29 protein-coding genes are annotated in these 26,129 nt (G+C 58.0%); 12 read left to right on the top strand and 17 right to left on the bottom strand.

Going from position 1 to position 26,129, the window contains the following annotated elements; all coding sequences use genetic code 11:
* From GFR01_RS07120 to GFR01_RS07100, 5 genes are all read right to left on the bottom strand, one after another.
* Entirely contained in the window at window positions 1–699 is a 699-nt protein-coding gene (locus GFR01_RS07120; RefSeq protein ID WP_099181866.1) for an SIMPL domain-containing protein, read from the bottom strand.
* Window positions 696–1,052, bottom strand: a complete 357-nt coding sequence (locus GFR01_RS07115; RefSeq protein WP_063903247.1) for a hypothetical protein — start codon at window positions 1,050–1,052, stop codon at window positions 696–698. Before GFR01_RS07115 ends, GFR01_RS07120 begins: the two co-directional genes overlap by 4 nt.
* A gap of 58 nt (window positions 1,053–1,110) precedes the next feature.
* Entirely contained in the window at window positions 1,111–2,523 is a 1,413-nt protein-coding gene (locus tag GFR01_RS07110; RefSeq protein ID WP_099181865.1) for a HAMP domain-containing sensor histidine kinase, read from the bottom strand.
* 3 nt (window positions 2,524–2,526) lie between these two features.
* Window positions 2,527–3,207: a winged helix-turn-helix domain-containing protein gene (locus GFR01_RS07105; RefSeq protein ID WP_010503464.1), complete on the bottom strand. Its 681-nt coding sequence runs from the start codon at window positions 3,205–3,207 to the stop codon at window positions 2,527–2,529.
* Window positions 3,208–3,297: 90 nt separating this feature from the next.
* Window positions 3,298–4,545 carry a S1C family serine protease gene (locus tag GFR01_RS07100; protein WP_099181864.1) on the bottom strand — a complete coding sequence of 416 codons (1,248 nt, stop codon included), beginning with the start codon at window positions 4,543–4,545 and terminating at the stop codon, window positions 3,298–3,300.
* Between the two features lie 148 nt (window positions 4,546–4,693).
* Between GFR01_RS07100 and GFR01_RS07095 the strand changes: the two genes are divergently transcribed.
* Entirely contained in the window at window positions 4,694–5,173 is a 480-nt protein-coding gene (locus GFR01_RS07095) for a DoxX family protein (protein WP_099181863.1), read from the top strand.
* Window positions 5,174–5,236: 63 nt separating this feature from the next.
* Window positions 5,237–6,280, top strand: a complete 1,044-nt coding sequence (locus GFR01_RS07090; RefSeq protein ID WP_099181862.1) for a nucleoside hydrolase — start codon at window positions 5,237–5,239, stop codon at window positions 6,278–6,280.
* On the opposite strand, the gene hrpB is transcribed toward GFR01_RS07090, so the two are convergent.
* The 6 genes from hrpB to GFR01_RS07060 form a co-directional block, all read right to left on the bottom strand.
* Window positions 6,277–8,763: an ATP-dependent helicase HrpB gene (gene hrpB / locus GFR01_RS07085; protein WP_167384230.1), complete on the bottom strand. Its 2,487-nt coding sequence runs from the start codon at window positions 8,761–8,763 to the stop codon at window positions 6,277–6,279. The two genes, GFR01_RS07090 and hrpB, sit on opposite strands and share 4 nt — an antisense overlap.
* 43 nt (window positions 8,764–8,806) lie before the next feature.
* Window positions 8,807–9,622, bottom strand: a complete 816-nt coding sequence (locus tag GFR01_RS07080) for an NADPH-dependent oxidoreductase (protein ID WP_099181860.1) — start codon at window positions 9,620–9,622, stop codon at window positions 8,807–8,809.
* Between the two features lie 9 nt (window positions 9,623–9,631).
* Complete coding sequence (locus tag GFR01_RS07075) at window positions 9,632–10,171, bottom strand: adenine phosphoribosyltransferase (RefSeq protein WP_016737873.1); 540 nt, start codon at window positions 10,169–10,171, stop codon at window positions 9,632–9,634.
* A 65-nt stretch (window positions 10,172–10,236) separates the two neighbouring features.
* Window positions 10,237–10,587, bottom strand: a complete 351-nt coding sequence (locus tag GFR01_RS07070; RefSeq protein WP_063903253.1) for a response regulator — start codon at window positions 10,585–10,587, stop codon at window positions 10,237–10,239.
* Window positions 10,588–10,602: 15 nt separating this feature from the next.
* A complete protein-coding gene (locus GFR01_RS07065; protein WP_063903254.1) occupies window positions 10,603–11,856 on the bottom strand; it encodes a multidrug effflux MFS transporter in 1,254 nt (417 codons plus the stop codon).
* 106 nt (window positions 11,857–11,962) lie between these two features.
* The gene (locus GFR01_RS07060; protein WP_063903255.1) at window positions 11,963–12,655 is read right to left on the bottom strand and encodes a TVP38/TMEM64 family protein; all 693 of its coding nucleotides are present in this window, start codon (window positions 12,653–12,655) and stop codon (window positions 11,963–11,965) included.
* A gap of 122 nt (window positions 12,656–12,777) precedes the next feature.
* Between GFR01_RS07060 and GFR01_RS07055 the strand changes: the two genes are divergently transcribed.
* From GFR01_RS07055 to GFR01_RS07045, 3 genes are all read left to right on the top strand, one after another.
* Window positions 12,778–13,614, top strand: a complete 837-nt coding sequence (locus tag GFR01_RS07055) for a PadR family transcriptional regulator (protein ID WP_099181859.1) — start codon at window positions 12,778–12,780, stop codon at window positions 13,612–13,614.
* A gap of 42 nt (window positions 13,615–13,656) precedes the next feature.
* Complete coding sequence (locus tag GFR01_RS07050) at window positions 13,657–14,034, top strand: hypothetical protein (protein ID WP_063903257.1); 378 nt, start codon at window positions 13,657–13,659, stop codon at window positions 14,032–14,034.
* Window positions 14,035–14,123: 89 nt separating this feature from the next.
* Window positions 14,124–14,417, top strand: coding sequence for a putative quinol monooxygenase (locus GFR01_RS07045; RefSeq protein ID WP_174694679.1), 294 nt, complete (start codon window positions 14,124–14,126; stop codon window positions 14,415–14,417).
* Between the two features lie 9 nt (window positions 14,418–14,426).
* On the opposite strand, the gene GFR01_RS07040 is transcribed toward GFR01_RS07045, so the two are convergent.
* Window positions 14,427–14,993 (bottom strand): NUDIX domain-containing protein, encoded by a 567-nt coding sequence (locus GFR01_RS07040; RefSeq protein WP_063903259.1) that lies wholly within the window; start codon window positions 14,991–14,993, stop codon window positions 14,427–14,429.
* Between the two features lie 50 nt (window positions 14,994–15,043).
* Between GFR01_RS07040 and dinB the strand changes: the two genes are divergently transcribed.
* From dinB to GFR01_RS07020, 4 genes are all read left to right on the top strand, one after another.
* The gene (dinB, locus tag GFR01_RS07035) at window positions 15,044–16,183 is read left to right on the top strand and encodes a DNA polymerase IV (RefSeq protein WP_099181857.1); all 1,140 of its coding nucleotides are present in this window, start codon (window positions 15,044–15,046) and stop codon (window positions 16,181–16,183) included.
* Between the two features lie 66 nt (window positions 16,184–16,249).
* The gene (locus GFR01_RS07030; protein ID WP_099181856.1) at window positions 16,250–16,735 is read left to right on the top strand and encodes a DUF2501 domain-containing protein; all 486 of its coding nucleotides are present in this window, start codon (window positions 16,250–16,252) and stop codon (window positions 16,733–16,735) included.
* A gap of 152 nt (window positions 16,736–16,887) precedes the next feature.
* Entirely contained in the window at window positions 16,888–18,084 is a 1,197-nt protein-coding gene (locus GFR01_RS07025) for an MFS transporter (RefSeq protein WP_063903262.1), read from the top strand.
* A 35-nt stretch (window positions 18,085–18,119) separates the two neighbouring features.
* Entirely contained in the window at window positions 18,120–18,674 is a 555-nt protein-coding gene (locus GFR01_RS07020; protein ID WP_099181855.1) for an LOG family protein, read from the top strand.
* 4 nt (window positions 18,675–18,678) lie between these two features.
* On the opposite strand, the gene GFR01_RS07015 is transcribed toward GFR01_RS07020, so the two are convergent.
* Window positions 18,679–19,149 (bottom strand): GAF domain-containing protein, encoded by a 471-nt coding sequence (locus tag GFR01_RS07015; RefSeq protein ID WP_099181854.1) that lies wholly within the window; start codon window positions 19,147–19,149, stop codon window positions 18,679–18,681.
* Window positions 19,150–19,211: 62 nt separating this feature from the next.
* Between GFR01_RS07015 and GFR01_RS07010 the strand changes: the two genes are divergently transcribed.
* From GFR01_RS07010 to GFR01_RS07000, 3 genes are all read left to right on the top strand, one after another.
* The gene (locus GFR01_RS07010; RefSeq protein ID WP_099181853.1) at window positions 19,212–19,856 is read left to right on the top strand and encodes a glutathione S-transferase family protein; all 645 of its coding nucleotides are present in this window, start codon (window positions 19,212–19,214) and stop codon (window positions 19,854–19,856) included.
* Between the two features lie 131 nt (window positions 19,857–19,987).
* Entirely contained in the window at window positions 19,988–21,463 is a 1,476-nt protein-coding gene (locus tag GFR01_RS07005; RefSeq protein WP_099181852.1) for a mannitol dehydrogenase family protein, read from the top strand.
* Between the two features lie 80 nt (window positions 21,464–21,543).
* The gene (locus GFR01_RS07000) at window positions 21,544–22,290 is read left to right on the top strand and encodes a dienelactone hydrolase family protein (protein ID WP_099181851.1); all 747 of its coding nucleotides are present in this window, start codon (window positions 21,544–21,546) and stop codon (window positions 22,288–22,290) included.
* Between the two features lie 43 nt (window positions 22,291–22,333).
* Here the strand turns inward: GFR01_RS07000 and GFR01_RS06995 are convergent, their stop codons facing one another.
* The 4 genes from GFR01_RS06995 to GFR01_RS06980 all read right to left on the bottom strand — a co-directional run bounded on the left by GFR01_RS06995 (window position 22,334) and on the right by GFR01_RS06980 (window position 26,123).
* Window positions 22,334–23,170 (bottom strand): aldo/keto reductase, encoded by an 837-nt coding sequence (locus GFR01_RS06995; protein ID WP_063903267.1) that lies wholly within the window; start codon window positions 23,168–23,170, stop codon window positions 22,334–22,336.
* Between the two features lie 156 nt (window positions 23,171–23,326).
* On the bottom strand, window positions 23,327–24,583 hold the full coding sequence (gene murA / locus GFR01_RS06990; RefSeq protein ID WP_099181850.1) for a UDP-N-acetylglucosamine 1-carboxyvinyltransferase: 1,257 nt from the start codon (window positions 24,581–24,583) through the stop codon (window positions 23,327–23,329).
* Between the two features lie 13 nt (window positions 24,584–24,596).
* Window positions 24,597–25,148, bottom strand: coding sequence for a dCTP deaminase (dcd, locus tag GFR01_RS06985; RefSeq protein WP_007281748.1), 552 nt, complete (start codon window positions 25,146–25,148; stop codon window positions 24,597–24,599).
* A gap of 72 nt (window positions 25,149–25,220) precedes the next feature.
* On the bottom strand, window positions 25,221–26,123 hold the full coding sequence (locus GFR01_RS06980) for a DMT family transporter (RefSeq protein ID WP_099181849.1): 903 nt from the start codon (window positions 26,121–26,123) through the stop codon (window positions 25,221–25,223).
* Between the last annotated feature and the right edge of the window lie 6 nt (window positions 26,124–26,129).

Here is a 26,129-nt window from a genome sequence, read left to right as displayed (position 1 = left end):
TCAGGGAGCCAGCTCGGCCTGAACATTGACGGTCACACGCAGGGTCTGTTCCTGCGGGGTGCCCTGTGGGGGCGTAAAAGAATCCGCTGAAGCTCGCGCTGCCATCAGCATGACGGGACGTGGTCCAGGCTCCATGGAAGAAACGCGCACCTGCCGCAGGCGCACCACATGCAACCCGAGCGTCTTCGCGCTCTCTTCGGCTTCTTTACGCACTTTCTGCAGGGCCTTTGTGCGGGCCTGAGCAAGCAATGCCTCACGTGTCTCGGAATCCAGAGACCACTCCAGACCATCCATCATCAGGCCATGGCTTTGCAGCTTGCCGGACAAATCCAGCAGCGGCACAGCGTCCTTGCCGCTCAGGCTTAGATCCTGACGGGCCGTCCAGCGCGTTGGTCCATGGTCTGGTGTCTGGTCAGACAGTGAGTAACTACCCGCCTGAGCCTCGATACCGGCCTGTCCAGACGCCATTTTCATCGCATCGGCCATATGGGCATTCAGGGTTTTCTGCGCCTCAATCGCGGAGGTACTGTCTGCCCGACCGAAGAGCCGTACCGTCAGAAGCGTCGGCGCAGCGTGTGCTTCCCCCGTCACCGTAAAATCGAGCTGGGTTCCGTTGGGCGTGTCTTCAGCGCGGGCCTGACAGAAAGCGGCCAGCGACAAAACGGCAAGTGGCGTGGCCAGACGGAATAAGCGCTTCATGAATGCTCCTGACTATGTTCAAGAAGGACCAACGCACGACGTAGCCTTGCGATCCCGGCGCGAAGATGACGGTGCTTGCAGAGCGTATCTCCTTCCGTTCGCAGACGGCGGGCATCATCCATTGCGCCGACTGGAATGCCGTGCGGCATAGCCAGAAGCTGATCCACACTCCGGGTCAACTGCGTGCAGTATTCCGCACTGTCAGATGTTACGGAGATTGCGCCGTCTTCTTTCCCGGCAACAGGTTTGGAAGGCACTGACTGAGACGGTCCATGCGCGGCCGGAGCCGCCGCAAGGCTGCCCATCAGGCCAAGACCCAGAAGACAGACAGAAGTGGGGGACAGAAGACGCATCTCGCCTTCTTTAGGCTTTCTCACCTAAGCCACGCGTGAGGGAGGAATGAAACTTCCGTCATGCTGGCAGGGTGCCTTTTTTAGAGATCGGAGGCAGAACCAGCGTAACTCGCAGTCCCGGATGACCGTTGGCCAGCTCCATGGTTCCACCATGCAGGTGGACCACAGCCTGAACCAGAGACAATCCAAGCCCCGCACCTGGGGTATTACGGGCTGTCTCGGCCCGAAAGAAGCGTTCCGAAGCTCGGGCCATGTCCTGCTCGTCCATCCCAGGTCCCTGATCAGCCACAGTGATTGCAACTTTGCTGTTCTGCATGGCTGCAGACAGGGTAATGGTTGAGTCTGCTGGTGCGAATTTGATTGCGTTATCCAGCAGATTGGCCACGGCCTGCTGCAGAAGATGCGGATCGCCGTTTACGGGAGCGATCTGGCTGAGCGCCAGGTCCAGCGTCAGACCTGCCTCTTCCATGGACGCTTCATAAAGTTCAGTCAGACCTTCAAGAAGAGGGCCGATCTCCAAAACCGTGAAGGCTGCGCGTCGCGCGCCCGCTTCAAGCTGGGCGATCCGAAGCAGCGCCTCGAAAATAGACGTCACGCGATCCAGATCCAGCACAGCTCGGTCAATCGCCGCCCGGAGTTCATCTTCGGACGTCGCCGTCAGGCTCGCATCTTCCAGCCGGGCCCGGGCACGAGCGATGGGGGTTCGCAGATCATGGGCAATGGCATTCGAAACCTGCCGGACACCATCCATGAGGCGATTGATACGCTCCAGCATGGTGTTGACCGTCTGCGCTACAAGATCGGTTTCATTGCCTGTCAGGGGAATACGGCGGCTGAGGTCGCCCTGTGCCACCGCGGACGTTGTGCGAGCAATGGAATGCACGACCTGCCGGAAAATCCGCCGGATTGCCAGTGTCCCACCAGCCGCCAGCAGCGACACCATGACCCAGGCCCAGATGAGTGTATCCGTCAGAACATGCCGGACAACCTGACGCCCCCGGACGTCCCGGCCAACGATCAGGCGGAACCCTTCCGAAAGCGGGTAAGCATGCATTTTGGCCTGTGTTCGAAAGCCATCCCGGCGAATGGCGAGTTCGTAGAACTCATCCATCTGCGTGATGACAACAGGCCAGCCCGGTAGGTTGCCCGCATATTTCCGACCGTCCGGCCCAACGAGAAGGTAGAGTTCGTCGTCCTCGACGTTCTGATCCAGCCGATCCTGAATGGCGAGGGCCAGAGCAGCTGGGCCACCATGAACCCAGCGCTGCGCCAGATCATGCGCGTCCACCTGAACGGCGGCTTCAACCTGACGATCAAGCTGCCCGGTGGTGTTCCACCAGATGAAGGACAGGAACACGCCCGCTGAAATGATGAACACCAGCCCGTAGGCCAGCGCAAAGTTCAGTCCAGCGGACCGGATCGGCCAGCGCAGACGCTTTCCCAGCCGCTTGAGCCCACGCCAGATGTTCACGGATCAGTCCGCGCGCAGGATGTAGCCGGCGTTCCGGATCGTGTGAATGAGTGGGGTAGCAAACGGCTTGTCCACCTTCTGGCGAAGGCGGGAAACATGCACGTCGATCACGTTGGTCTGTGGATCAAAGTGATAGTCCCACACGCGCTCCAGCAGCATGGTGCGGGTCACGACCTGTCCGGCGTGGCGGATCAAAAATTCCAGCAGACGAAATTCACGGGGCTGAAGATCGATTTTTTCGTTGCCACGCTTCACTGTCCGGGACAGCAGATCCATTTCCAGATCCCCGACCGTCAGGCGCGTCTGGGGAGCGGATTCCGGGCGCCCACGACGACCCAGAGCTTCCACACGGGCCAGCAGTTCGGAGAACGCAAACGGCTTCGTCATGTAATCGTCGCCGCCAGCCTTCAGACCGGCAACACGTTCATCAACATCCGCGAGAGCGGAAAGAAGCAGAACAGGCGTGGCGTTTTGCTGGCCGCGCAGCGTTTCCAGAATACGCAGACCATCAATGCCGCCCGGCAACATGCGATCCAGGATGACAACGTCGTAATTCTCGCTGACGGCCAGAAACAAACCGTCCTTGCCATTATCCGCTTCATCAACGACATGCCCGGCCTCGCGCAACCCCTTGAGAACAAAGGCGCGGACTGTGGAATCGTCCTCGACAAGCAGGATACGCATGGATGTTACTCTCTTCTTTCCGGACGGCTGAACGCCGCATCAGACCTACAGAATACCGGCTTGTTTCCGTGGGTCAAAGTGAAGCGTTGTTCAGTTATCCGCATTCTTGGGACGCGGCCCGATATGAACAGGTAGCGTCACGTCCTGATCGCCACGGCGGACGCCGAAATTCAGCACCATGCCCGGCTTGGCCGCAGCAATGCTTCGCAGCAGCATACGGGCACTGATTACCGGCGTTCCATCCACCTGACGGACGATATCACCACGCCGCAGACCACTTTTCTGAGCCGGCCCACCATTATCGACGCCTGCAATGCCGACATCAGTGTCACTGTCATCCAGCGTGATCCCGAGCCAGCCATGTTCGGCATGACCAGTGGCTTCGATTTCCGCGACAATAGGTGCCACGATTTCGGAGGGGATACCGAAACCAATCCCCACCGAACCACCCGCAGGTGTCACGATCGCCGCATTCACGGCGACAACCTGTCCACGCATGTTGAAGGCTGGGCCACCGGAATTACCGGGATTGATGGGCGCATCGAGCTGGATGAAATCATCCAGCGAGCCAATCCCGAGATCTCGGCCGACGGCTGAAACGATACCCGCCGTAACGGAAGACCCGAAGCCGAACGGATTACCCGCCACGAGAATCCAGTCTCCGATATCCGTCTGGCGGCTGTCGCCCCACGTGACGTGCGGGAGTGGTTCGGGGCTATCGACCTTTATGACGGCAATATCCGTCAGCGGGTCCGCACCCAAGAGCCGGGCTGGCATTTCGTGGCCGTTAGACAGGGACACGACCACCTTGTCAGCGCCGCCAACAACGTGGCGGTTCGTGACGATGATGCCTGTCGCATCCACAATGAAGCCAGAACCCGCGCCAACCATCTCATCCTGCTGGCGCTTCATACGATCATGATAACGCTTTTCCAGCGGTGTTCCCTTGATTTGCGGGGGAACGTGGTCATGGCCGTCAGGGCTGTTCTGAGTAATGGCGATATTGACGACAGCCGGAATGACCTGTCGGACGAGCGGCGCAAAACTCAGGGGACCGTATTTGACCAGAAGTGGCGGAAGAGCTGGCGCTGCGGCCGGGACCGGAGGCTGCGTCGGGATTCCATGGGAATCCGTACTTTCCCCGGCAAGCGTTCCGTCAGAAACAACAGGCGGCAGCGATTTGGCCACGGGCTGCTGAACCGTTGCAGGAGAGGCCTGCCGTGAGGGTGAAGAAATGCGTGAACTGCTGTCATGCGCGCGCCATGCGAGCATGAGCCCCACTGTTACGACAGTCGCTGTCCCTGCCCCGATTACTGCGGCCTGAAGAGAGCGATTCATAGGAAACAGGTCACGAACATCGTCATGTTTCAGCTGCTAACACAAAATAGCCGAAGCTCCTAAAAGAAGCGCTACACGGGCGTTTTTTGACCTTTGAGACGGCCCTCGTATATTTCTCATATGCTATTTATGGAAAGCATATCATTCCGTGATTTCTATTTTTGGTCGATCCGGTTTTGCCTATCTTTCAGTCAGTTCTTCTCCTCTGAAAGATAATCCCATGTTCGCTTCTCTCCTTCCCCGCGATGCTCTCCTTCTTTCCGGACGCCTGCTGATGGCCGTGCTTTTCCTGGTCATGGGCTGGGGGAAACTGGCTGATTTTCAGTCTGCCGTTTCCTACATGGCGCAAACGGGCGCCCCGCTTCCCACTCTGTCTGCCGTACTCGCCATTGTTGTGGAACTTGGTGCAGGGCTTGCGCTGGTCACAGGCGTTCTGGTCGAGCCTGTTGCGATTATTCTCGCTATTTATACAGTTATTACAGGGCTGATCGGCCATCATTTCTGGACCATGTCCGGCATGCTCCGCTACGACATGATGATCCATTTCTACAAGAACATCAGCATTGCCGGTGGTCTTCTGATCCTTGCCTCTGCCGGAGCTGGACGCTTCGCCCTTCGCCTGCGCTGAACGCTTGCGGCAGACAGGTCATTCCCGGATAGTAACGGCTACTTCAATCCGTAAGGATCTGCCATGCGCCTGTCCCGCCGCTCCCTGCTTGCCCACTCCGCGAGACTGGCATCCCTTGCGGCCTTACCGATACAGGTTCAGGCACAAGCACCCGGCCGCAAGATCATTTTGGATACCGATCCCGGGGTCGACGATGCCATGGCGCTTTTACTGCTCCATGGCACGCCTGGTATTTCAATCGTCGGGATCACCACAGCGTCCGGCAATGGCCTGATCGAGACCACGACACGCAATGCTCTGTATCTGGCAGACAGGTTCGGGATCAATGCTCCTGTTGCGAAAGGTCAAGGGGTGTCTTTGGACGGCGTTACGTCCTCACCACCCGTCACCATTCATGGGCGTAACGCACTGGGCGACATCCCTCTTCCCGCAACCCGGAAAAAGCTCGATCCCCGTCCCGCCCACGACCTGATTATCGACCTTGTGCGAGCCAATCCTCACGAAATCACGCTGGTTGCAACGGGACATATGACCAATCTGGCGCTCGCGCTGCGAAAAGCGCCGGAGATTGCCGGGCTGGTTCGGGAGGTCGTGCTGATGGGCGGGGCGTTCGGGTATCATGGAGCCCGAGGGAACGTCACACCGGCCGCAGAGGCCAATTTCCATGGCGATCCCCGTGCGGCAGACGAAATCTGTGCCGCGGGTTGGCCCCTGACGATCGTGGGGCTGGATGTCACGACACAGACCATCATGACGGATGCGTATTTCGCCGATCTCCGCCAGCATGGCGGTAAAGCCGGGCAGTTCCTGTGGGACATCACCCGCGTTTACATGAACTTTCATCATGGGCTCGGCCTGAACGGCATTTACGTCAATGACGCCTCAGCCGCCGCCTATGTCATCGCCCCGGAACTCTTCAAAACGCAGAAAGGGTCGGTACGGGTCGCAACGGAAAGCGTCGCTTTAGGAGAGTCCATTCTGAAAGCTGATGGACGCGTCTATCCGCCGGGCGACTGGGATCATCGCCCGTCCGTGCAGGTCTGTACGGACGTGAATGCGGAAGGCGTTCGGGCCCTTTTCCACAACGCCATCCTGCGACTGGGCTAACGCTTTGGCCTTGGCTTCGGAGGCTCAGCGGTCGCCGGATCTTCCGGCCAGTCATGCCGAGGGTAACGGCCTCGCATGTCCTTACGCATATCCAACCAGCTTCCTTTCCAGAAGCCTGCCAGATCAGCTGTAATCGCCTGCGGCCGGCCGGCCGGCGACAGAAGCGCACATTGAAGCGCGACCTGACCGTCGGCCAGCACAGGCGTTGTGGCTGTTCCGTAGAAAGCCTGTGCACGGGCGGACACTGTTGGAATCGCACCCGTGTAATCAATCTCGTGCGTGCTGGCTTTCAGCGTCAAACGTGGCGGTAATTTTCGATCCAACGCCGACAGATCAGCGTAGTCCAGTTGCGCACGCAGGATGGACAGAAGATCCAGCGCCTTGACCTGCGTTAAGCGGTCACAGCCCGCTAGATAGGGTTCGAGCCATTCCAAGCCTTGAGCCAGAGCCTCTAGGGACAGGTCCGGCAGATGGGGCGCATAAGTTGTCCGGGCATGAGCGACGCGGGCCTGAAACTGCTGGGTCGCGTCGGACCAGTCGAGGGCTCGCGCCAGATCGGACTGGATCTGCTGAAGCAGGAGGGCCTGTGCTTCCTCAGGCGTTACTTCCGTATTGCGGTCTCGCAGGATCAGCGCGCCAAGACGAAGTCGGCGCCGGGCGATGATGCGTCCGGAGGCACCATCCAGACTGGTCTCCACCTGTTCGGTCGTCCGGTCCAGCAGCGTCTGGGGCAGATTTTCCGCATCCAGAGGCGCGGCCAAAGTGATTTCCGTGGATGTCCGGGTATGGAAGGCCGCAGCAGCCAGCAGCTTTTCCCGTGCCAGACCATCATTAGCCGAGACGCGCGCACTTCCTCCGCCCGCAAGACGAAAGCGCCCCAACTCACCAGCGGCCTGCGCCACACGATCCGGGAATCCAGCGGCCAGAAGTGGTCCGGCGTGTGAAGGCATCGGGCTGAGAGGAAGATCTTTCCCGCCCATCCGGCGCAGAAAGCGCTTGGCGGATTGCCGCATGTGAAACAGGCTGGCGCGATCGGCACGGGGGTCATCGCGTTCGAAAAGAGCCAAACGCGTGCGAATGTCCGCTCCAGCCGAAGCACCTGCAGGTGTGTTCGGTCTGGGACGAAGGGGATCGCGCTCTTCCAGAAGTGCTGCAAGACAGGCGCCTGTGACACGTTCAGGAATGGTCTTTGCTGCACAAAGCATGGCGGCCAGGCGCGGATGGGCTCCCAATCCGGCCATCCGTTTTCCGAGCGGTGTGATGTGCCCTGCTGCGTTAATAGCTCCAAGGTCAGAGAGCAGTTCGCGCCCACCTTTCAGGACCCCAGCAGGCGGCGCATCCAGCAAAGGCAGATCATCAGGAGACGTGCCCATGACGTCCTGCCAGGCCGCAGTTACAAGGGCAAAATCCGTCAGGTCTGCGACAAGGATTTCAGGCGCATCCTGCGGACGCAACGCGCGCTGTGTGGCTTCAGACCAGAGACGAATTGCGACACCGGGCGACTGTCGGCCTGCACGCCCGGCCCGCTGGGTTGCTGTCGCGCGGGAGATCTTCAGGGTTTCCAGCCGCGACAGGCCGGTGTTGGGGTCCAGACGCGGCGCCCGTCGAAGGCCACCATCCACGACAATCCTGACGCCCGAAACCGTCACAGATGTTTCCGCAATGGACGTTGCCAGCACGACGCGACGGACGTCGGACGGTGCAATCGCGCGATCCTGATCTTCTGTTGTCTGTTCGCCATGAAGTGGGAAAACAGGCACGGACTCCCCAAGCAGTGCCTGCGTCCGGCGAATTTCACCAACGCCCGGTAAAAAAGCGAGAATATCGCCCTCTTCTTCCGACCAGACCTGCCGGATCGCTCGAGCGCAGGCTTCGGGTAGGTCTCTAGGATGTGAGATATCGCGGGTGTGCCGGACATCAATCGGATACTGCCGCCCTTCACTCTCGATGAGGGGAGCGTTCATGAGGGTTGTGAAAGCGCGACCATCCGGCGTTGCGGACATTGCCAGAATACGCAGATCCGGCCGCAGTTCGCGTTGAAGATCCAGACAGAAAGCCAGGGCGGCATCCAGATCCAGCGACCGTTCATGAACTTCATCGAACAGGACAGCACCAACGCCATCAAGTGTCGGGTCTGCCAGAAGGCGGCGAACAAGCAGCCCTTCCGTCACGACTTCGATGCGCGTGCGGCTGGAAACAGCAGAATCTGTGCGGGTTCGGAAGCCAACAGTCTCACCGGGACGTTCACCGAGCGTGCTGGCCATCCGGGATGCGGCACCGCGCACGGCAACACGGCGCGGTTCGACAAGAATGATTTTCTGCCCCTCAAGCCATGGCGCATCGAGCAGCGCCAATGGCGTCAGCGTCGTCTTACCGGCGCCCGGGGGAGCCACCAGAACAGCATTCGGCTGCTGTTCAAGTACGCTCAGAAGCTCTGGAAGAATGGCCGTGACCGGGAGGTCCGGAGAAAGAAACGCGCTCAGGACGGAACTCCCGTGGAAAACAGATGGATAGCCAGAGAACCGGTTATTTCAACGCAAAGCCCATCCGGTTCAGAACTGCCTTCATGACGTGCCGTCCACTCAAACCGCGATAGCTGTCCACACGGGCCGCAACAGTCTCGGACCATGCACGGGACGGGAGCCCCTGTTCCTGCTGGTAGGCATCGGCAACGCGGTCGTAGGCGGCAATGCCTTCCGGCTCCTGCGTCACGTCATACCGTTCCCGGTGAACGACCACATCCTGACCGAGACGGGGCTTGTACCCGTTCTGATAGGCGGGATCCGGACGCCCCACACACATGCCAACAACCGCAACGGTTTTCGGAGGAAGGTTGAGCAGTTTGGCGACGTCTTCCGGATGGTTACGCAGACCGCCAATATAAACAGTGCCCAGCCCCATGGACTCGAAGGCCGTCACGGCATTCTGGGCGGCGATGCCGACATCCAGCGTGCTCATGAGGAAGATTTCCTCATAATCCAGCGCTTCGCTGCCCTTTCCAGCACGCTCTGCAATCCGTTCCAGGCGCGCCAGATCGACGATCCACGCCAGAAACAGCGGAGCGACTTCAATGTGCTTCTGGTTGCCACTGAGTTCGGCCAGCTTCGCGCGCGTCTCGGGATTTTCAACCGCGACGACGGACCAGACCTGAAGGTTGCTGGACGTCGCCGCCGACGAGGCCGCCGCAATTCCGGCTTCCAGCGTTCCGGGAGGCAGCGCATCCGGGAGATAGGCCCGAACCGAATGGTGTTTCAGAAGGGTTTCGAGAACCGGATTGTCCGGCAGGTCTTTCGGGGCGTCAGTGCGATAGCGGGTCTGCCACAGGGAAGAAATGCCGGACATGGGGGTTCCTCAGTCTTCGTAAGTGATGAGTGCGTTCAGCGGAACGTCCAGTTTGTCACGTCCCTTGAGACCTGCAAGCTCGATCAGCACGCTGGCACCAACAACTTCTGCGCCAACCTTGCGCAGCAGGTCGATGGAAGCCGCCAATGTGCCGCCTGTAGCCAGAAGATCATCGAGAACGACAACGCGCTGGCCCGGCTTGATGGCGTCCGCCTGAATGTGCAGTTCGTCTTCGCCATATTCGAGACCGTATTTCAGGGAAATCGTCTTACCCGGCAGCTTCCCTGGCTTACGCAGCATAGTGAAACCACAGCCAAGACGCTGTGCCAGCGGGGCCGCCGTCAGGAAGCCACGGCTTTCGATTCCGGCCAGAAGATCAGGCTGCCATGCGGAAATGATACGGGCCAGTCGGCCTGTTGCGACCTGCCAGGCTTCGGCGGAACGGATCAGCGTGGAGATGTCGTAGAACAGAATCCCCGGCTTCGGGAAATCCGGAACCTCACTGATATAGTCCTTGAGGTTAAGCGGCTGGGGTTCCTTGAACGACATGGCGGCACTGCTTTCTTCTGGGCATGACAAACAGCGCGCCATGTAGGGGACTCTTCCCCTTCAACTCAAGCCCGGATTGCATTCCGGGCCTGATCGATGGCGTCCAGAAGGGCATTTCTGCGAAACGGCTTTGGCAGAACAGCCACGCTTTCGCCCATCAACTGGCCTTCCTCAAAGTCTCCCGACATGAGAACGACAGCTAGTAAAGCGTTCTGCTCCCGCAGTTTTCGGGCCAGCAATAGCCCATTGAGAACGCCGGGAAGATTATAATCCGTGACCAGAAGGTCGGCCGTCCCATCCCACGCCAGCGCAGATTCCGCATCCTCAACCTGATGAACATCCCAGCCTTCACGCTGCAGAACCGTTTTCACCACAAGGGCCACGGCAACATCATCTTCAACCAGTAGAACCTGCATCGCTCTCAACTCCCATCAGGGCGCTGAAGGGGGAAGCTTTGGCCTCAGCAGGGCAAAGAATGTTGCCGCGCAAAAGGCAAAGACCAGAAAGCCTGCGAACGGAACAGCCGTCCCCGCAGGCATCAGCCCGAACAGCGCACTGGCAACCGCTCCAAACAGGTACTGCATTGTTCCTGCCAGCGCAGAGGCCGAACCCGCACGTTCGGACTGTTCGGACAGAATGCCAACCATGGAATTGGGTCCAATGATGCCTGTTGGCGCCATTGTGATGACCAGTGCGATGATGAGTGGCCATAGGAAGAACGGCCGGAGTTGTCCCCCAGACGTCAGATCAACCGCGGAAATCACGGCCAGCGCCAGAAACAGGACGCTTCCCGTCACACTGATGCCAAGCGCACTGAAGAGCATATGGGTAGTACTGACCTTGCCCACCACAAGTCCGTTGATGGCCGAGGCGCCGATCATGCAAATCGCAAACAGGCCGAACAGCATGCCGTAATGGAACGGCGACATGCCAAAGCGCTCTTCGAACAGCGTCGGTGCCCCCGTCAGGTATGTGAAGGTCACGAACCCCAGGAAGCTCCAGACAAGACCATTCGTGATGAAACTGCGAGTCCGCAGAATATAGATATACCGCTCGATGATGGAGAGCGGGTTCATGTCACGCCGCTCCTGCGCTGGAAGCGTTTCGGGGAACACTGTCAGCAGCATAAGGCTACAGAGTGCACCGTAGATCGCAGTCGCCCAGAAGATGGACCGCCAGTCTACGAACTTCAGGGCAAAACCCCCGAGCATCGGTGCCAAAATCGGTACCACACCCTGAACAACAATCAGGCGAGACATCAGCTTCGAAGCCGCATCGCCCTCCGTCAGGTCTCGCAGACAGGCATTGGGCACGACCAGCCCGGCCGACGCCATCAGCGCAGAAAAGACACGCCAGATACACATGACGGTCATGTTCGGGGCCAAAGCACAGCCGACTTCACCGATCGTGTAGCCGATCATGCCAATCAGAAGTGGCAGCCGACGGCCAAACCGGTCAGAAATCGGGCCAATGCTGATCTGACCGATGGCCAGACCGATAACCCACGCCGCCATCGTGATGCTGCCAGAGCCGGGAGCAGAGTGAAGCTGGCGTTCCATTTCGGGCAAGGCCGGCAGGTAGATATCCGTAGAAACGGGGCCCACAGCCGTAAAAATACCCAGCATAAGCGGCAACCATCCTGGGATGGAGTCTCCACGCCGGAACGCCATACTCTGTTCTGTCATTCGTTTCTGCCTGTGAAAAGCGATGTTCAGAAGATGTAAAGAGAACCTGTTTCTCGCGAACGGATAGAACTGGCCAATCGTTCAGAATCCTGCGCTTTCTGAACGCTTATTCATCTGACTGTCGCAGAAGCATCGCCCCAAGAGCGCCAGAGACCACAAACAGTCCCCCGGCAAGGCCAAGCTGAACCACATGACCAATTCGGGTTCCCGCCCCCACAAGAACAAACACGAGATTCTGGGGCAGGCCGCCGAGAAGAGTGGCCAACGCAAAGGCCGGTACTGAAAGTTCAAAAAGTCCCGCAGCCATGGACACCAGCAATGCAGACCCGACGGGCATGAGCCGAAGGGTCAGAACTGCGCGGAACGGCTTGCGATGTAACGTTCTTGCCAGCGCTGCATAATTCTTTTGCAGTCGATCATGCAACCTCTGGCGGAATTTTATGGGTGCAAGCGCTCGTGCCCAGCCATATGCCGCGATTGCCCCCATCATATAGGCCAGGGAACACAACCCCAGACCGCCCCAGACTCCAAAGGCCAGCCCTGCCGCAATACACAGTGCCTGCCTGGGCAGGCCACAGGCGCAATACGGCACCGCCAGCAGCAAAAACCAGAGCGGAGCATACGGCGTCTCGTGCCAGTGGGGCGCATTCTCCAACAGACGATGGATCATGGGCAGGCGCTGCAACAGGGCTACAAACACCAGCATGGCCCCGATGGTCAGGGCAGCGCGCCAGGGCACAAGCTCGCGGAACGTCCGGCGCAGTTCTGGATCGGGAGGGGAAGAGATCGGGCTACCCATCTCAGCCGGATACCAGCGGAAACGGCTCTCGGCTATGGCGATGCCGGAATTTGAAAAAGAATCTCTTGCAGATATATCTTAAGATACTATATCGTACGACATATCGAATGAAGGAAAACAGAATGTTCAAACATGATACTCATCGCGCAGAGCGCGGTTTCTCCAAGTTCTCCCGAGGCTTTGGCTTCGGTGGACACAAGCATCGCAGGGACGGAAAGGTCCGTGGCGAAACAACAGGAAGTGACGAAGAAAAAATGCGCGATCGCCCGGAATCCGGTGAAGACCGCTCCCGCCGGGGACACGAAGGCCGACGCTTTGGCGGACGGGGTGGCGAAGGCCGCGGCGGCGGCAACCGGGGCGGACGAGGCTTCTTTGGCGGCCGTGGTCCACGAGGCGGCGGTGGCCGTTTTGGTGGAGGCGGCTTCGGCGATGAAACCTTTGGCCGCGGTCGCAAGCTGACAGCGGAAGAGCTTCAGATTGTTATTGAGGCCCTGCTGCATGACCAGCCTGCCCATGGTTACGAGCTGATCCGGCGCCTCGAAGAGCACTCAGGCGGCTTTTACAAGCCAAGCCCCGGCGTCATTTACCCGTCCCTCACCTATCTTGAGGAAGCCGGCCTGACAGCCGTCACGCAGGACGGCAATCGCAAGCTCTACAGCCTGACGGATGAAGGCCGCGCACATTACGAAGCCAATCGGGAACAGGCGACTCGTATTCTCGAAGTTTTGGCCCGGATTGGCGCCCGGATGTCGGAAGTGCGAGATGCATTCAGCGGTGTGAATGACCTCGATCCGAGTCTGGGTCAGGATTTCCATGAAGCGCGTCTGGCTCTGAAAATGGCTCTGAAGTCCCGCCGTGGAGCGAATGCCGACGAATTGCGCCGCATCGTAGGGGTCCTGCGCCGGGCTGCTGACGAAATCAGCGGTAAAGCCAACGTAGAAATGCCTTCAGAAGACTGAGGCCTCTTCGTCTGCCAGGCGACATGTCTTAAAGGGGTGGTCATGATTGTTCAGGACCACCCTTACTTCTGCAACATGCCGGACGACATGCAGTACTACCGGCCGGATGTCTTTCCACCCGGCTTTATTGAGAAATCCATGGTGTTCGCTCTGCCGGACCGGCTGAAGAAATTCCGGCGCAATCTCTGGCATGTTCGCCGCAACCCCGGCGAGGACGCGGTTTACATGCCGCTCTTCAGAGTGGACTGCATTCTCAAAACAGACCCGCCGCCTTTAGGCTTTCAGGGTCCGTTGGACGTGTATCCGTTCTACACACGCACCACAAAAACCCGCAGCCGTGAACTGGACTATTATGTCCTATTCATTTTCCGCGAAAAACTGTCTTTCATGCGTTGTCAGGAACTGGTCGGGAAAGGTTGAACATGTCTACCCTTGAAGGATGTGCGCAGGCGGCTCATTGAAGAGGTGCGCTGACAGGCGCTTCATCCTTTTCAAGCGGATTCAGACCCATGCCGAAATCCCTGTACGCTACAATGAAAGCCCTTCCCGGCTGCCGCGAAAAAGTCCGTGACCTTCTCATCGGCTTGGCCGCAGATGTCCGGGCAGAGCCGGGATGTCAGCGGTTTGTCGTTCACACACTGGCAGACGATCCGGACTTCTTTCACGTCGAGGAAACCTACCGCGACGAAGATGCTTTCAAGGCCCATATGGGGACCGAACACGGCCGCGTCTTCAATCAGGCCATCAAGACGCTGGTTGAAGGCGGCGGCTCGACGGTCGTGTTCCTTGATACCGTGATCTAAAGCTAGTTTTTAGATCAGGCCCTTCGCGCGGATCAGCGCGAAGGCCGCCAGGGACACCATGCATTTCAGTTCGCCACGGGCGATCAGGGCTTCGAACTCCGCCAGTGTCATATCCTGCGTCGTGATGTCCTGCTCGGTCTCTTCCAGCTCGGTCTCACCACGGGTGAGATTCCGTGCCAGAAAAACGTGTCCCTTCTGATTGGAATAGCCTGCACCCTGATACATCGTGCCCGCGTGGATCATCTCGCCAGCACGCAGGCCGGTTTCTTCCCGGAGTTCACCCAGAGCCAGTTCCACGGGATCGACGTTCTCTTTCGTCTCCCACATGCCCATGGGTAGTTCGAGCAAACGCTCCCCGACCGGATAGCGGAACTGCTGGATCAGCGTCACGCGGCCATCAGCGTGCATGGGTAGAATCACGACGAACTCTCCCCGCTCAACAATGCCGTACAGGCCTTTCTTGCCGTTGGGATGAATGATGATGTCTTCGCGTACAGCCGTCCATGGATTGCTATAGGCAATACGGGTCGAAACAGTCTGGAATCCGGCGGCGGTACGGGCGTCTTCAATGCTCATGAGGCTGATCCGATCTTGTTTCGTTCCTGTTGATCGGCGACACTATAGGGATGGAGTCCCGCCGGATCGTGCATATCGACATGGACGCTTTTTACGCGTCTGTCGAACAGCGAGATAACCCGTCCTTACGAGGTCGCCCCCTTGCGGTGGGGCGTGGAGAGGCACGCGGTGTTGTCGCGGCTGCCAGCTATGAGGCACGCCCTTTTGGCGTACGCTCAGCAATGCCATCCCTGAAAGCCAAGCGCCTATGTCCGGATCTGGTTTTCGTACCTGCCCGGTTTGACGTTTACCGTGCCGTTTCTACTCAGATCCATGAGATTTTTGCACGCTATACGCCGCTCATTCAGCCGCTGTCTCTTGATGAAGCCTATCTTGATCTGACGGATTATCTGGGTGCCTATGGATCGGCGACACTGGTTGCTGAGAGTATCCGTGCAGATATCCGTAAGGAAACAGGACTGACAGCTTCAGCAGGCGTATCGTACAACCGGTTTCTGGCCAAACTGGCCTCCGATTATCGCAAACCGGACGGACTGTTCGTGATTACACCGCGTATGGGGCCGGATTTCGTAGCCGGTCTCGCCGTGGACCAGTTTCATGGCATCGGCCCGGCCACTGCGCGAAAGATGCGGGCTTTAGGAATCGAAACGGGAGCAGATCTCCGCAAACTGGACCTTCCGACCCTGACGCGACATTTCGGGAAATCGGCCCTCTTCTATCATGGGATCTCACGCGGCATTGATGAGCGGCCTGTTGTGGTCAATCGTGAACGCAAGTCTCTGGGTACGGAACAGACCTATCTGAGCGACCTGAAAGACGAGAATGCAGCACGTGAGGCACTCGGACTGATTGCCACAAAGCTCTGGCTTCAGGCCCAGCGGAAACAGATCACGGGCCGAACAGTTACACTTAAGGTCAAATACTCAGATTTCCGGCAAATCACCCGGGCCCGTACCCTGCCTGCGTCCGTAAATTCCGAAGCCGTATTGGCAGATGTGGGGCAGGCCCTTTTCACTCCCCTCTTTCCGCTTACCCCGGGCGTGCGCCTGCTTGGACTAACGATGTCCAGCCTTGCAGGAACGGAAGACGCCAGCCCTGACTCCACGCCCCAAATGCAGCTTCTGTTTGAGCAATCTCCGAATGAAGCCATCAAAAATCCTGAGGTTTTTCGCTCACTTTCCCTGTTTTGAGCGTTGTTAGAACGCAAAAGGGGCCGATCCGCGCTCCTTGGTTGTTCTCACAGGAGTTGAAAATTCATGGTTCCGTTCCGTCTGCCTGCTCTTCTCTCTGCTGGCGTTCTGGCCACGGCAGCCAGCTTGTCTCTGGGAGGCTGCACTTCTGGCACCTCCGCTGCACAGAACCCGGAAACGCAGGCTGCAGCCACTGCGGCTGCCACCGCCGCTGCACAGAGTACAGCATCCCAGCTGACAAGTGGCCTGACGGGCGCCTTGGGTCTGCCAAACCTTTCTGCTACCCCCACCAGCAATCTGGCTGGCGTACTCAATTACTGTGTGACGAATAATCTGACGTCCGGTTCCGGTGCGTCCAGCATTCTGTCTGCAGCGACCCAGCAGCCTGGTGTTGCCAACAGTACAGCCTACAGCGCGGGCCAGCAGGGCATTCTGCAGGCTGTCAGCAACCAGACCAACACGTCCCAGCAGTATTCACTGACATCTCTGGCCGAGCCGCTGCGCCAGAAAGTCTGCTCTGCGGTTTCCAGCCGCCTGCAGAGCATGCTTTAAGCACGCACTTTCCGAGAGTTTGTCTCCCGGAAGATCACATAATGTTGTTTTTTGGACCTGAGGGGTCCATTCACCGTGACGAATGGTTCAGACTGTCTTATGTCTGACGCGACGTAACCAGTTAGTTACTTAAAGAATGGGAGATTGAAGACATGGGTGCGGAAGAAACGCCGGTGAGCTCACCGACGAAGCGGGTTCTTACCGTCGTCCTCTTCAACCTTCTGGTCTACATCGTCATCGGGCTTCCAAACGCAGTCCTGACAATCTTCGTACATCATACCCTCGGCTACAGTACCGCAATCGCGGGTATGGCGTTTTCCTTGCAGTATCTGGCGACGTTTGCCGCCCGCCCCTCTGCAGGACGACTGGTGGATAGTATCGGCCCCAAGCCCGTTGTTCTTGGTGGACTGGTGACCTGTTTCATTTCAGGTGTTCTTATGTTCGGGGCTGGGTGGACGGGTGAATTTCCTGCCCTCTCTCTGGGAATTCTGCTTCTGAGCCGCCTGTTCCTCGGCTGGGCCGAAAGCTGGGCTGCAACTGGCGTCATTGTCTGGAACATCCGTCGCGCCGGCGCTGAAAATACGGCTATCGCAATTTCCTGGAACGGAATCTGTTCTTACGGCGGCATTGCGCTGGGCGCGCCTATTGGGGCCAAACTTTCATTGCTGCCGCACCCTTATGGCGGAATTGTCTCGGTTGGCATCCTCTCTGCCATCCTGCCGCTCATTGGTCTGGCGCTGATCGGATTTTACAAGGGCGTCAAGCCCGTGGCCACGGCAGAGAAGCCAATTCCGTTCACCCGCGCCCTGCGACTGGTTCTGCCGCATGGTATGGCGCTCGCCGCAGGGTCCATTGGATTCGGGGCCATCTCGTCCTTCCTTGCGCTCTACTATGCCGTTCTGCACTGGGAAGGTGCGGCAACAGCCCTATCCGTGTTTGGCATCGTCTTCGTTGTTATCCGGTTCTTCTTTGCATCCCAGATTGCCCGGCGTGGTGGCGTGTTCGTGGCCATTGTCTCGCTGCTTATTGAAGCGGCAGGGCTTGCCTGTCTGGCGATTTTCCCGTCTCAGGGAGCCGCTCTTATCGGTGCGGCGTTAACAGGTGCCGGCTTCTCGCTGCTCTTCCCGGCGCTGGGCGTTCTCGCCGTTAACAGTGCAGGACCACAAAACCGCGGAGCCGCTTTGGGCGCTTATTCGATCTTCATTGATCTTGCGATTGCATGTTCAGGTCTTGTGCTCGGGCAGGTCATCGAGTTTGCTGGGTACAAGACCATGTTCGGCACGACTGCGGTGTGCTGTCTGGTCGGTGTGCTCATCAGCCGTTCGCTCGGGCGAAAGCCTGCCGTCTGAGCGTTCCGCCCGCTTGTTTACAGGATCTGCCTTCCATGACCATCCGTTCCTGCGCTGTCTTCTGCGGTTCCCGCTTCGGCAACTCCCCTGTCTATGCAGAAGGTGCATCCGACCTAGGAAAAGCTCTGGCGCAGAACGGGATCAAGCTGATTTATGGTGGCGGTCATGTTGGTCTGATGGGAACCGTCGCAGATGCGGCTCTGACTGCGGGGGGAGAAGTCATTGGCGTCATCCCCGGATTTCTGCATGACCGGGAAGTCATGCATAAGGGCGTCACAGAGCTTGAGGTGACGCCGAACATGCACAGCCGCAAGGCCCGCATGTTCGAGCTGTCTGATGCCTACGCCATCATTCCCGGCGGATTCGGCACGTTCGATGAACTGATGGAAATCCTGACCTGGAAGCAGCTTGGCCTGCATCAGGACCCGATCTACATCGTCAATATCGGCGGCTGGGCGAAGTCCCTGGTCCGCACCCTGACCGATGCCGTTGAACAGGGTTTTGCATCTACGAATACGCTTTCACTTTTCACTGTCGTGGAAGACGTTCCCGCACTGATGAGCCATCTGCGCGAAAACGTCCCGGCTTAAGAGATCAGGCTGTCAGCGTCTTTTCGAGGGCGCTGACGATCTTTTCCAGCAGGACACGGTCTGTCTCCTGAAAGCGGTCCTTAATCGGGCTGTCGATATCCAGAACCCCAACGAGTGCACCATTTTTGAGAACCGGGATTACGATCTCGGATTCCGACGCGGCATCACAGGCAATATGTCCGGGAAAGGCGTGGACATCTGGCACGACAAGCGTGATCTTTTGTTCAGCAACCGTCCCACAGACACCTTTTCCAAACGGAATACGCGTGCAGGCCAGTCGTCCCTGAAAGGGACCGAGCACAAGCTGGTCTTCTTTCGAAAGATAAAAACCTGACCAGTTGATATCTGGCAGAGCTTCGAACAGCAAAGCCGCGATGTTGGCCATGTTGGCAATCATGTCCGTTTCCGAAGATACGACAGACTCCACAGTTGGCAGAAGATCTTCCACGGTCAGACGATGAATGGGCGCACTCACGCTGGGCTCTCCTGAATCACAAAAAAGGAACACGGACCATAGAGCCGTTGCACTGATCCGTCATGACCAGCAGACTGCTGCTCTTTCACCCGCAGGAGCAGACAATGACCAGACGCCTTTATGGAATCCCGCTCTCCGGCCACGTACATCGCGTCAGGCTGTTCCTGTCGATCCTGAAGCTGGATTACGACTTCGTGGAAGCGAGCATGCAGTCTCCGGAAATTCTGCGCCTCAATCCGTTGGGACAAATTCCATTCTTTGAGGATGGAAACGTCCTTCTCACGGATAGCAATGCCATCCTCGTTTATCTGGCAAAAACCTATGCACCTGACAGTCACTGGCTGCCTGAAGACCCGCTGGGCGCAGCGCATGTGCAGAAATGGTTTTCGATTGCGGCAGGGGAACTGCGGTATGGCCCGGCGATGGCACGAGGAGCGACACGCCGGAACTACCCTGAGGAGATTGCCCCGGCTCAGGCCAAAGCTGCGAAGCTCCTTCCTTTCATGGAAAGCGAACTGACCAAGAGGCCTTTCCTGGCGGCTAATCAGCCAACACTCGCGGATCTGTCCTGCTACGCTTATACGGCTCGCGCGCCTGAAGGGGGGATCTCTCTTCAGCCTTATCCCAATATCCGCAAGTGGCTTGACGCTGTGGAAGCACTTCCAGGCTTTGTTTCGATGCCGCACGCACCTGCAGGTAACATTTGAGTAGTATTGGTTTTCAAATCACTCTCGCGACACGGAGAGAATTATTAGAAAAAATTTATATTCAATAAAAAGAGTTTCCTCATCACTTCATCTTCTTAAAAGGGGTGGGCCTTTCGTTCGGAAGAACCATCATGAAACTGACTTCGGAAACTCTGGCCCATCTTCCAGAGACCATTCTTACCTCCCCTTATGATCGCCAGAAGGTGACTGCGGGGATTGCCCATCTCAGTGTCGGCAATTTTCATCGCGCGCATCAGGCCGTTTATACGGATCGCGCACTGGCCCTTCCCGGTCAGGAAAGCTGGGGCATCGTGGGCATCGGCCTGATGGACGTGCCGTCTGAAGTGCAGAAAGCCGAGGCTCTTCAAGCTCAGAACGGGCTTTATACGCTCCGTGAATGTCCGGCTGGCCGACCTGATGTCGTCCGGGTCGTGAAGTCCCTCGTGGAATATATCCATGCGCCCGCAGATCGTGCAGCGGCGCTGAAGCGTCTGACCGATCCGGCCATTCGCATTGTTACCATGACGATTACGGAAGGCGGTTACTATATGGATGAGGCCGGTCACTTCATGGCCGACCATCCTGTCATCACCGCTGATCTCAAGCGTGACGTGCCGGAGACCGTGTTTGGTCTTTTGACCGAAGCCCTGCGTCTGCGACGGGAGGCAGGCGTAAATGCCTTCACGATCCTGTCCTGCGACAATGTGCCGTCCAATGGCGAGATAGCCCGTCGTGCCGTTCTGTCTTTTGCACGCCTGAAAGACGACGAACTGGCAGACTGGATTTCCCGCAACGTTGCCTTCCCATCCTGCATGGTGGATCGCATCACACCTGCTGTTGGTCCTGCGGACATCGAGCGTCTTGATCGGGAAAGCGGTATTGAAGACCGCGCGCCCCTCTTTTGCGAAGACTTCATTCAGTGGGTCGTGGAAGACAAGTTCCCGGAAGGTCGCCCGGCGTGGGAAGAAACCGGCGTTCTCTTCACGGACGACGTTGAGCCTTACGAGCAGGTGAAGCTCCGGATGCTCAATGCATCCCATTCCATGCTGGCCCTTCCGGCCGTACTGATGGGGTACCGCTTCGTCAGCGAAGCCATGGAAGACGATAGTCTCTTCCGCCTGTTACAGCAGTTTCTTGGCTTCGACGCAGAGCCTCAGCTCAGCGCACCTCCGGGCATGAGCCTGCCGGAATATGGGGCGCTTCTGTTGCAGCGCTTCCGTAACAAGGCCGTCAGTGACCAGCTTTTGCGCATTGCCTCTGACAGCACGTCAAAGCTACCTGTCTTCATCCGGCCGACAGCAGAAATCGTGGTGAAGGATAACGGCGACATGCGCCGCATCGCCTTCCTGCTGGCATGCTACTGCACCTATATGGGCGGCTTTGATGACAAGGGAACGGAATTTCCGGTTACGGAGCCCCGCCTTAACAAAGAAGACCGCGCACTGGCTGGCTCTTCGGATCCTGCAAAGGCTCTCGATATGAGCGTGTTCGCGGGCTGGGGCCTGACAGACAATCCGGCGTTCGTCCGCCTCTTCGTCGAAATGCGGATCAGCCTCCAGGATCGCGGAACGGCGGCAACGCTGACGGACGTCATTTCTCCACGCTGAACAGGATCTGACCTGTTGCCTTACAGTCCAGGCAGCAGGTCATGATTTTCTGGAAACATCTTCAGGGCCGGAATTGCCGCATGATCATCAAAACTGACGAAACAGTCGATCTTCAGACGCCAACTGGCCCCATGCGAGTGCATGTGTTTCGCCCCCTTCAGGAAGGGCGTTTCCCGGCTGTCATTCTGTATTCCGAAATCTATCAGGTCACGGCCCCAATTGAGCGCCTTGGCGCCATGATTGCAGGGCAGGGATATATCGTCGCTATCCCTGAAGTTTATCATGAGTATGAACCTGCAGGGACCGCCCTCGCTTATGACAAGGAAGGGACAGACCGGGGAAATGACCTGAAATATACCAAGCCAGTCTCTGCCTTCGACAGTGACACAGCGTCGGTCATTGCATGGTTGCAGGAAAACCCTCTTTGCAATGGAGCTATCGGCGCGTTCGGTGTCTGCCTGGGCGGTCATCTTGCCTACCGTGCAGCGCTTCACCAAGCCATTCGGGCAACGGCCTGTTTCTATGCGACAGACCTCCATTCCGCGACACTTGGCGCAGGAAAGTCTGACGATTCGCTTGCCAGAGCCACAGACATCAAAGGCGAACTGATGATGGTCTGGGGGCAGTCTGATCCGCATGTGCCTTACGCAGGCCGACGCATGATCCGGGACCGACTGGAAGAAGCTGGGACAGCGTTGGAATGGCATGAAGTCAACGGACAGCATGCTTTTCTGCGGGACGGGGCGCCCCGTTTTGATGCTGCCTTGTTTTTGCAGGCCATGAACTGGACAAATGCCCTGTTCCAGCGCGCTCTGACACGCGGATAAAACGGAAAAAAGGAGGCTACCAATTTTGGCAGCCCCCGTTCTCTCAGAACTCTTCGTAAACTGCCGGGTCCTGATTCTTGAGACGGCCGTTCGGGCGAGCGAGCGTAGCGATGGCTGCCATGTCTTCATCGGTCAGAGTGAAGTCAAAAATCGACATGTTTTCGATCTGCCGCTTTGGCGTTGCAGACTTCGGAATCGGCACCGACCCAAGCTGGTGATGCCAGCGCAGAATGACCTGACCGACACCCTTTCCAACCCTCTTTGCAATCTTTTCCAGAAGTGGGTTGGTCAATAGGTCATTGGCTCGCCCCAAGGGACTCCATGCCTGGGTAATGATCCCATGATCATGGTTCCATTTCCGCATTTCATCCTGCGGGAAATAAGGATGAAGTTCGATCTGGTTGATGGACGGCAGCACACCCGTTTCAGCCTCAAGGCGTTCCAGATGCTCTGGCAGGAAATTACATACGGCAATGGAGCGGATCTGGCCACGTTTTTTGGCCTCGATCAGGGCTTTCCAGGCTTCCACATATTTGCCCTGCTTCGGGTTCGGCCAGTGGATGTAATACAGGTCGTAATAGTCCAGTTGCGCGCGATACAGGGACTCTTCAATGGTCGCCAGGGCCTCGTCATAAGCATGGTGTCGGCCGGGGAGCTTTGAAGCGATCCGCAGATCCTTGCGATCCCGCCCACTTTCCTTCACGGCGCGACCAACGGCACCTTCGTTTTCATAGTTAAACGCACTATCGAGCGCGTCATAACCAACATTCAGGGCACTTTTCATCGCCTCAACGCCCGCTGCACCATTCAGCTTGTATGTTCCGAACGTCATGGCGGGAAAAGTGGTGCCGTCATTCAGAGTGAGTGTCGGGATCGTCATGCTCTGGTCCTTCTGACTGTCTGGTCAGAGTAGTACGCATGGAGATGGAAAGACGTTTCATGACGGTGCGTGTTTCCGCATGCATCTCCGAGCGTCAGAAACAAAAAAAGGCTCTATCCTAAAAAGGATAGAGCCTTTTTTGACGCTAGAGCCAGATCAGTCTGAAACGCGTTCAATATCCGCACCGCAGGCTGCGAGCTTGCGATCCACGCCCTCGTACCCTCGATCAAGATGATAGATGCGGCTGAGCTGGGTTTCCCCTTCTGCCGCCAGGCCCGCGAGAATCAGGGAGAAAGACGCCCGCAGATCAGTTGCCATGACGGGAGCACCAGACAGCTTTTCCACACCACGGATGATGGCAGAGCGGCCATGCGGGTTGATCCGCGCGCCCATACGGTTCAGCTCAGGAACGTGCATGAAGCGGTTCTCGAAGATCGTTTCCGTGATCATGGAAGCACCTTCAGCCACGGACAACATGGCCATGAACTGGGCCTGCATGTCCGTCGGGAAGCCCGGATAGGGTTCGGTCATGATATCCACGCCCTGAAGACGGCCTGTCCTGCGAACACGCAGGCCACGGGCCTCTTCGGTCACTTCCACACCGGTTTCTTCCAGTGTGCGGACAACAGCGCCGAGATCATCGGCACGTCCGCCAACGAGCAGCAGATCACCTCCAGTGATGCCAGCCGCGCAGGCATAAGTGCCGCATTCGATACGGTCTGGCATGACAGCATATTCCGCACCGTGAAGAGCCTCAACACCGTCAATGATCAGCGTGCCAGACCCAGAGCCTGTGATCTTTGCACCCATTGCATTGAGGCAGTTCACCAGGTCGGTAATTTCCGGCTCACGTGCGGCATTCACGATCTCCGTGCGGCCCTTGGCCAGCGTGGAAGCCATGAGCAGGTTTTCAGTTGCACCCACACTGGCGAATGGCAGGACAATCCGGTCGCCTTTCAGGCCGTTCGGAGCCCGCGCATTGATGTAGCCGTTCTCCAGACGGATCTCTGCACCCAGCGTCTCAAGACCCTTGAGATGCATGTCCACCGGGCGCGTGCCAATCGCGCAGCCGCCCGGAAGCGAGACCTTGGCTTCGCGAGCACGCGCCAGCAGCGGACCAAGCACAAGAATGGACGCACGCATCTTGGAAACAACGTCGTAAGGCGCTTCGACCGAAGCGATCTCGCCACCGATAGACAACGTGCGCGGCCCGACATCGTCAACCGAAATGCCCAGACGTGTCAGCAGGTCACGCATCGTCTTGATGTCGGCAATCTGCGGTACGTTGGACAGGACGAGACGCTCGGCCGTCAGCAGTCCGGCCACCATGAGCTTGAGGCCAGAGTTTTTCGCGCCGCCGATCTCGATTTCGCCAACAAGACGACGACCACCGCGAATGATGAAACGATCCATGACTATGCGCTCCTTACAGGCGAGGCGTCGTTACGCCGGACTGGCGCATGTATTTACCGGCACGATCTGCGTAGCTGACTTCACAGGGGCTCGCGCCCTGGAAGAACAGGAACTGGCAGATACCTTCATTGGCATAGATACGGGCTGGCAGCGGCGTGGTGTTGCTGATCTCGATGGTGACCTGCCCCTCCCACTCAGGCTCCAGCGGTGTGACGTTCACGATGATGCCGCAGCGGGCATAGGTGGATTTGCCGAGGCAGACGACCAGCGTGTCGCGCGGGATGCGGAAGTATTCCACCGTATGCGCCAGCGCGAAGCTGTTCGGGGGAATCGTGATGTCCCCCGTCCGCGTTACGAAGCTGTTTGCTGCAAAATTCTTCGGGTCCACGATGGCACTGTCGACATCCGTGAAGATCTTGAAATCTTCAGCGACGCGGGCATCGTAACCATAGGAAGACAAACCGTAGGAAATGACGCCTTCCCGTTTCTGGTTTTCCACAAACGGTTCGATCATGCCGTGTTCTTTGGCCATCTGGCGGATCCAGGTATCAGGCATGATCGGCATGGACGCATTAACTCCTACGCGTGGGGATCGATCTGCTCTACCGATAGCAGCCCGATCACGCAATGTGTCCGTTCAGCCATTTTCCGTGAGGTGCTGTTGCTTTCTGACAAGCCAGCGCGGTCTCATCTCGCTGGCCAGCACGCCACACACAATCAGCGCGGCCCCAAGAAGGGTCGTGGCTGGAAGCTGATCCCCCGCAATCCAGCCAACCAGGCCGCCCCAAACAGGCTCCCCCGCGTAAATAACGGCGGCTTTTGAAGGGGGCACGGATTTCTGCGCCCAGTTCATAACAAGCTGCACGAGTGCGCTGAGGCTCCCCAGCGCTGCGGCACATGCAACCCAGATCCACGAGAACACCGGAACGTGCTCTCCCATGACAGGCATGAGCAACAGGGCGAAAAGACCGCCTCCGGCAAGCTGGCACACCGTGATTCGGCGGCTATCCACGCCTTGAGCAAACAGACTGATCAGCACAATCTCGCTCGCAACTGCGCAGGCTGCGAGAACGGTCAGAAGATCACCATGACTGAATGTCAGGTTCAAAGCTTCCGGACCGGCCAGGGCAATCAGGCCAGCAAAGGCCAGACCTATACCAATCCAGCTCATGAGATGGGGAGGTTTGCGCAGGATCGCCCACTGAAACAGAGGCACCAGAGGAACATAAAGCGCCGTAATGAACGCCGATCGACTGCTGCTGACAAACTGCAGGCCAGCGCTCTGAAACACATATCCAACCGAGAGCGCGACACCGATAATAAACCCGGATCGAATTTCCCGCCGGGTCACGCCAGCCATATGCTTCCCTGCCAGACAGGCGACCATGAAAGCAGCCATCAGAAAGCGCACGCCTACGAAGAAGAGCGGTCCGCTATGTTGCATGGCGAGATGCAGGACGAGAAACGTTCCGCCCCACAGAGCCGTCACCCCGGTCAGAGCCAGTTCCTGCGGCGTGGGCGTCGCCAGACGAAATTTCACTCTGGG

The organism is Gluconobacter frateurii, assembly GCF_002723955.1.
Classification (GTDB): Bacteria; Pseudomonadota; Alphaproteobacteria; order Acetobacterales; family Acetobacteraceae; genus Gluconobacter; species Gluconobacter frateurii.
Note: the sequence above shows the minus strand (reverse complement) of the source record. Positions and strands in the feature narration are given on the sequence as shown.

What these genes read in the sequence shown, in the direction of transcription:
- GFR01_RS07120 (WP_099181866.1), bottom strand. Translation starts at nt 699, where the DNA reads ATGAAGCGCTTATTCCGTCTGGCCACGCCACTTGCCGTTTTGTCGCTG.
- GFR01_RS07115 (WP_063903247.1), bottom strand. Translation starts at nt 1,052, where the DNA reads ATGCGTCTTCTGTCCCCCACTTCTGTCTGTCTTCTGGGTCTTGGCCTG.
- GFR01_RS07105 (WP_010503464.1), bottom strand. Translation starts at nt 3,207, where the DNA reads ATGCGTATCCTGCTTGTCGAGGACGATTCCACAGTCCGCGCCTTTGTT.
- GFR01_RS07100 (WP_099181864.1), bottom strand. Translation starts at nt 4,545, where the DNA reads ATGAATCGCTCTCTTCAGGCCGCAGTAATCGGGGCAGGGACAGCGACT.
- GFR01_RS07090 (WP_099181862.1), top strand. Translation starts at nt 5,237, where the DNA reads ATGCGCCTGTCCCGCCGCTCCCTGCTTGCCCACTCCGCGAGACTGGCA.
- GFR01_RS07080 (WP_099181860.1), bottom strand. Translation starts at nt 9,622, where the DNA reads ATGTCCGGCATTTCTTCCCTGTGGCAGACCCGCTATCGCACTGACGCC.
- GFR01_RS07075 (WP_016737873.1), bottom strand. Translation starts at nt 10,171, where the DNA reads ATGTCGTTCAAGGAACCCCAGCCGCTTAACCTCAAGGACTATATCAGT.
- GFR01_RS07070 (WP_063903253.1), bottom strand. Translation starts at nt 10,587, where the DNA reads ATGCAGGTTCTACTGGTTGAAGATGATGTTGCCGTGGCCCTTGTGGTG.
- GFR01_RS07065 (WP_063903254.1), bottom strand. Translation starts at nt 11,856, where the DNA reads ATGACAGAACAGAGTATGGCGTTCCGGCGTGGAGACTCCATCCCAGGA.
- GFR01_RS07060 (WP_063903255.1), bottom strand. Translation starts at nt 12,655, where the DNA reads ATGGGTAGCCCGATCTCTTCCCCTCCCGATCCAGAACTGCGCCGGACG.
- GFR01_RS07055 (WP_099181859.1), top strand. Translation starts at nt 12,778, where the DNA reads ATGTTCAAACATGATACTCATCGCGCAGAGCGCGGTTTCTCCAAGTTC.
- GFR01_RS07050 (WP_063903257.1), top strand. Translation starts at nt 13,657, where the DNA reads ATGATTGTTCAGGACCACCCTTACTTCTGCAACATGCCGGACGACATG.
- GFR01_RS07045 (WP_174694679.1), top strand. Translation starts at nt 14,124, where the DNA reads ATGCCGAAATCCCTGTACGCTACAATGAAAGCCCTTCCCGGCTGCCGC.
- GFR01_RS07040 (WP_063903259.1), bottom strand. Translation starts at nt 14,993, where the DNA reads ATGAGCATTGAAGACGCCCGTACCGCCGCCGGATTCCAGACTGTTTCG.
- dinB (WP_099181857.1), top strand. Translation starts at nt 15,044, where the DNA reads ATGGAGTCCCGCCGGATCGTGCATATCGACATGGACGCTTTTTACGCG.
- GFR01_RS07030 (WP_099181856.1), top strand. Translation starts at nt 16,250, where the DNA reads ATGGTTCCGTTCCGTCTGCCTGCTCTTCTCTCTGCTGGCGTTCTGGCC.
- GFR01_RS07025 (WP_063903262.1), top strand. Translation starts at nt 16,888, where the DNA reads ATGGGTGCGGAAGAAACGCCGGTGAGCTCACCGACGAAGCGGGTTCTT.
- GFR01_RS07020 (WP_099181855.1), top strand. Translation starts at nt 18,120, where the DNA reads ATGACCATCCGTTCCTGCGCTGTCTTCTGCGGTTCCCGCTTCGGCAAC.
- GFR01_RS07010 (WP_099181853.1), top strand. Translation starts at nt 19,212, where the DNA reads ATGACCAGCAGACTGCTGCTCTTTCACCCGCAGGAGCAGACAATGACC.
- GFR01_RS07005 (WP_099181852.1), top strand. Translation starts at nt 19,988, where the DNA reads ATGAAACTGACTTCGGAAACTCTGGCCCATCTTCCAGAGACCATTCTT.
- GFR01_RS07000 (WP_099181851.1), top strand. Translation starts at nt 21,544, where the DNA reads ATGATCATCAAAACTGACGAAACAGTCGATCTTCAGACGCCAACTGGC.
- GFR01_RS06995 (WP_063903267.1), bottom strand. Translation starts at nt 23,170, where the DNA reads ATGACGATCCCGACACTCACTCTGAATGACGGCACCACTTTTCCCGCC.
- murA (WP_099181850.1), bottom strand. Translation starts at nt 24,583, where the DNA reads ATGGATCGTTTCATCATTCGCGGTGGTCGTCGTCTTGTTGGCGAAATC.
- dcd (WP_007281748.1), bottom strand. Translation starts at nt 25,148, where the DNA reads ATGCCGATCATGCCTGATACCTGGATCCGCCAGATGGCCAAAGAACAC.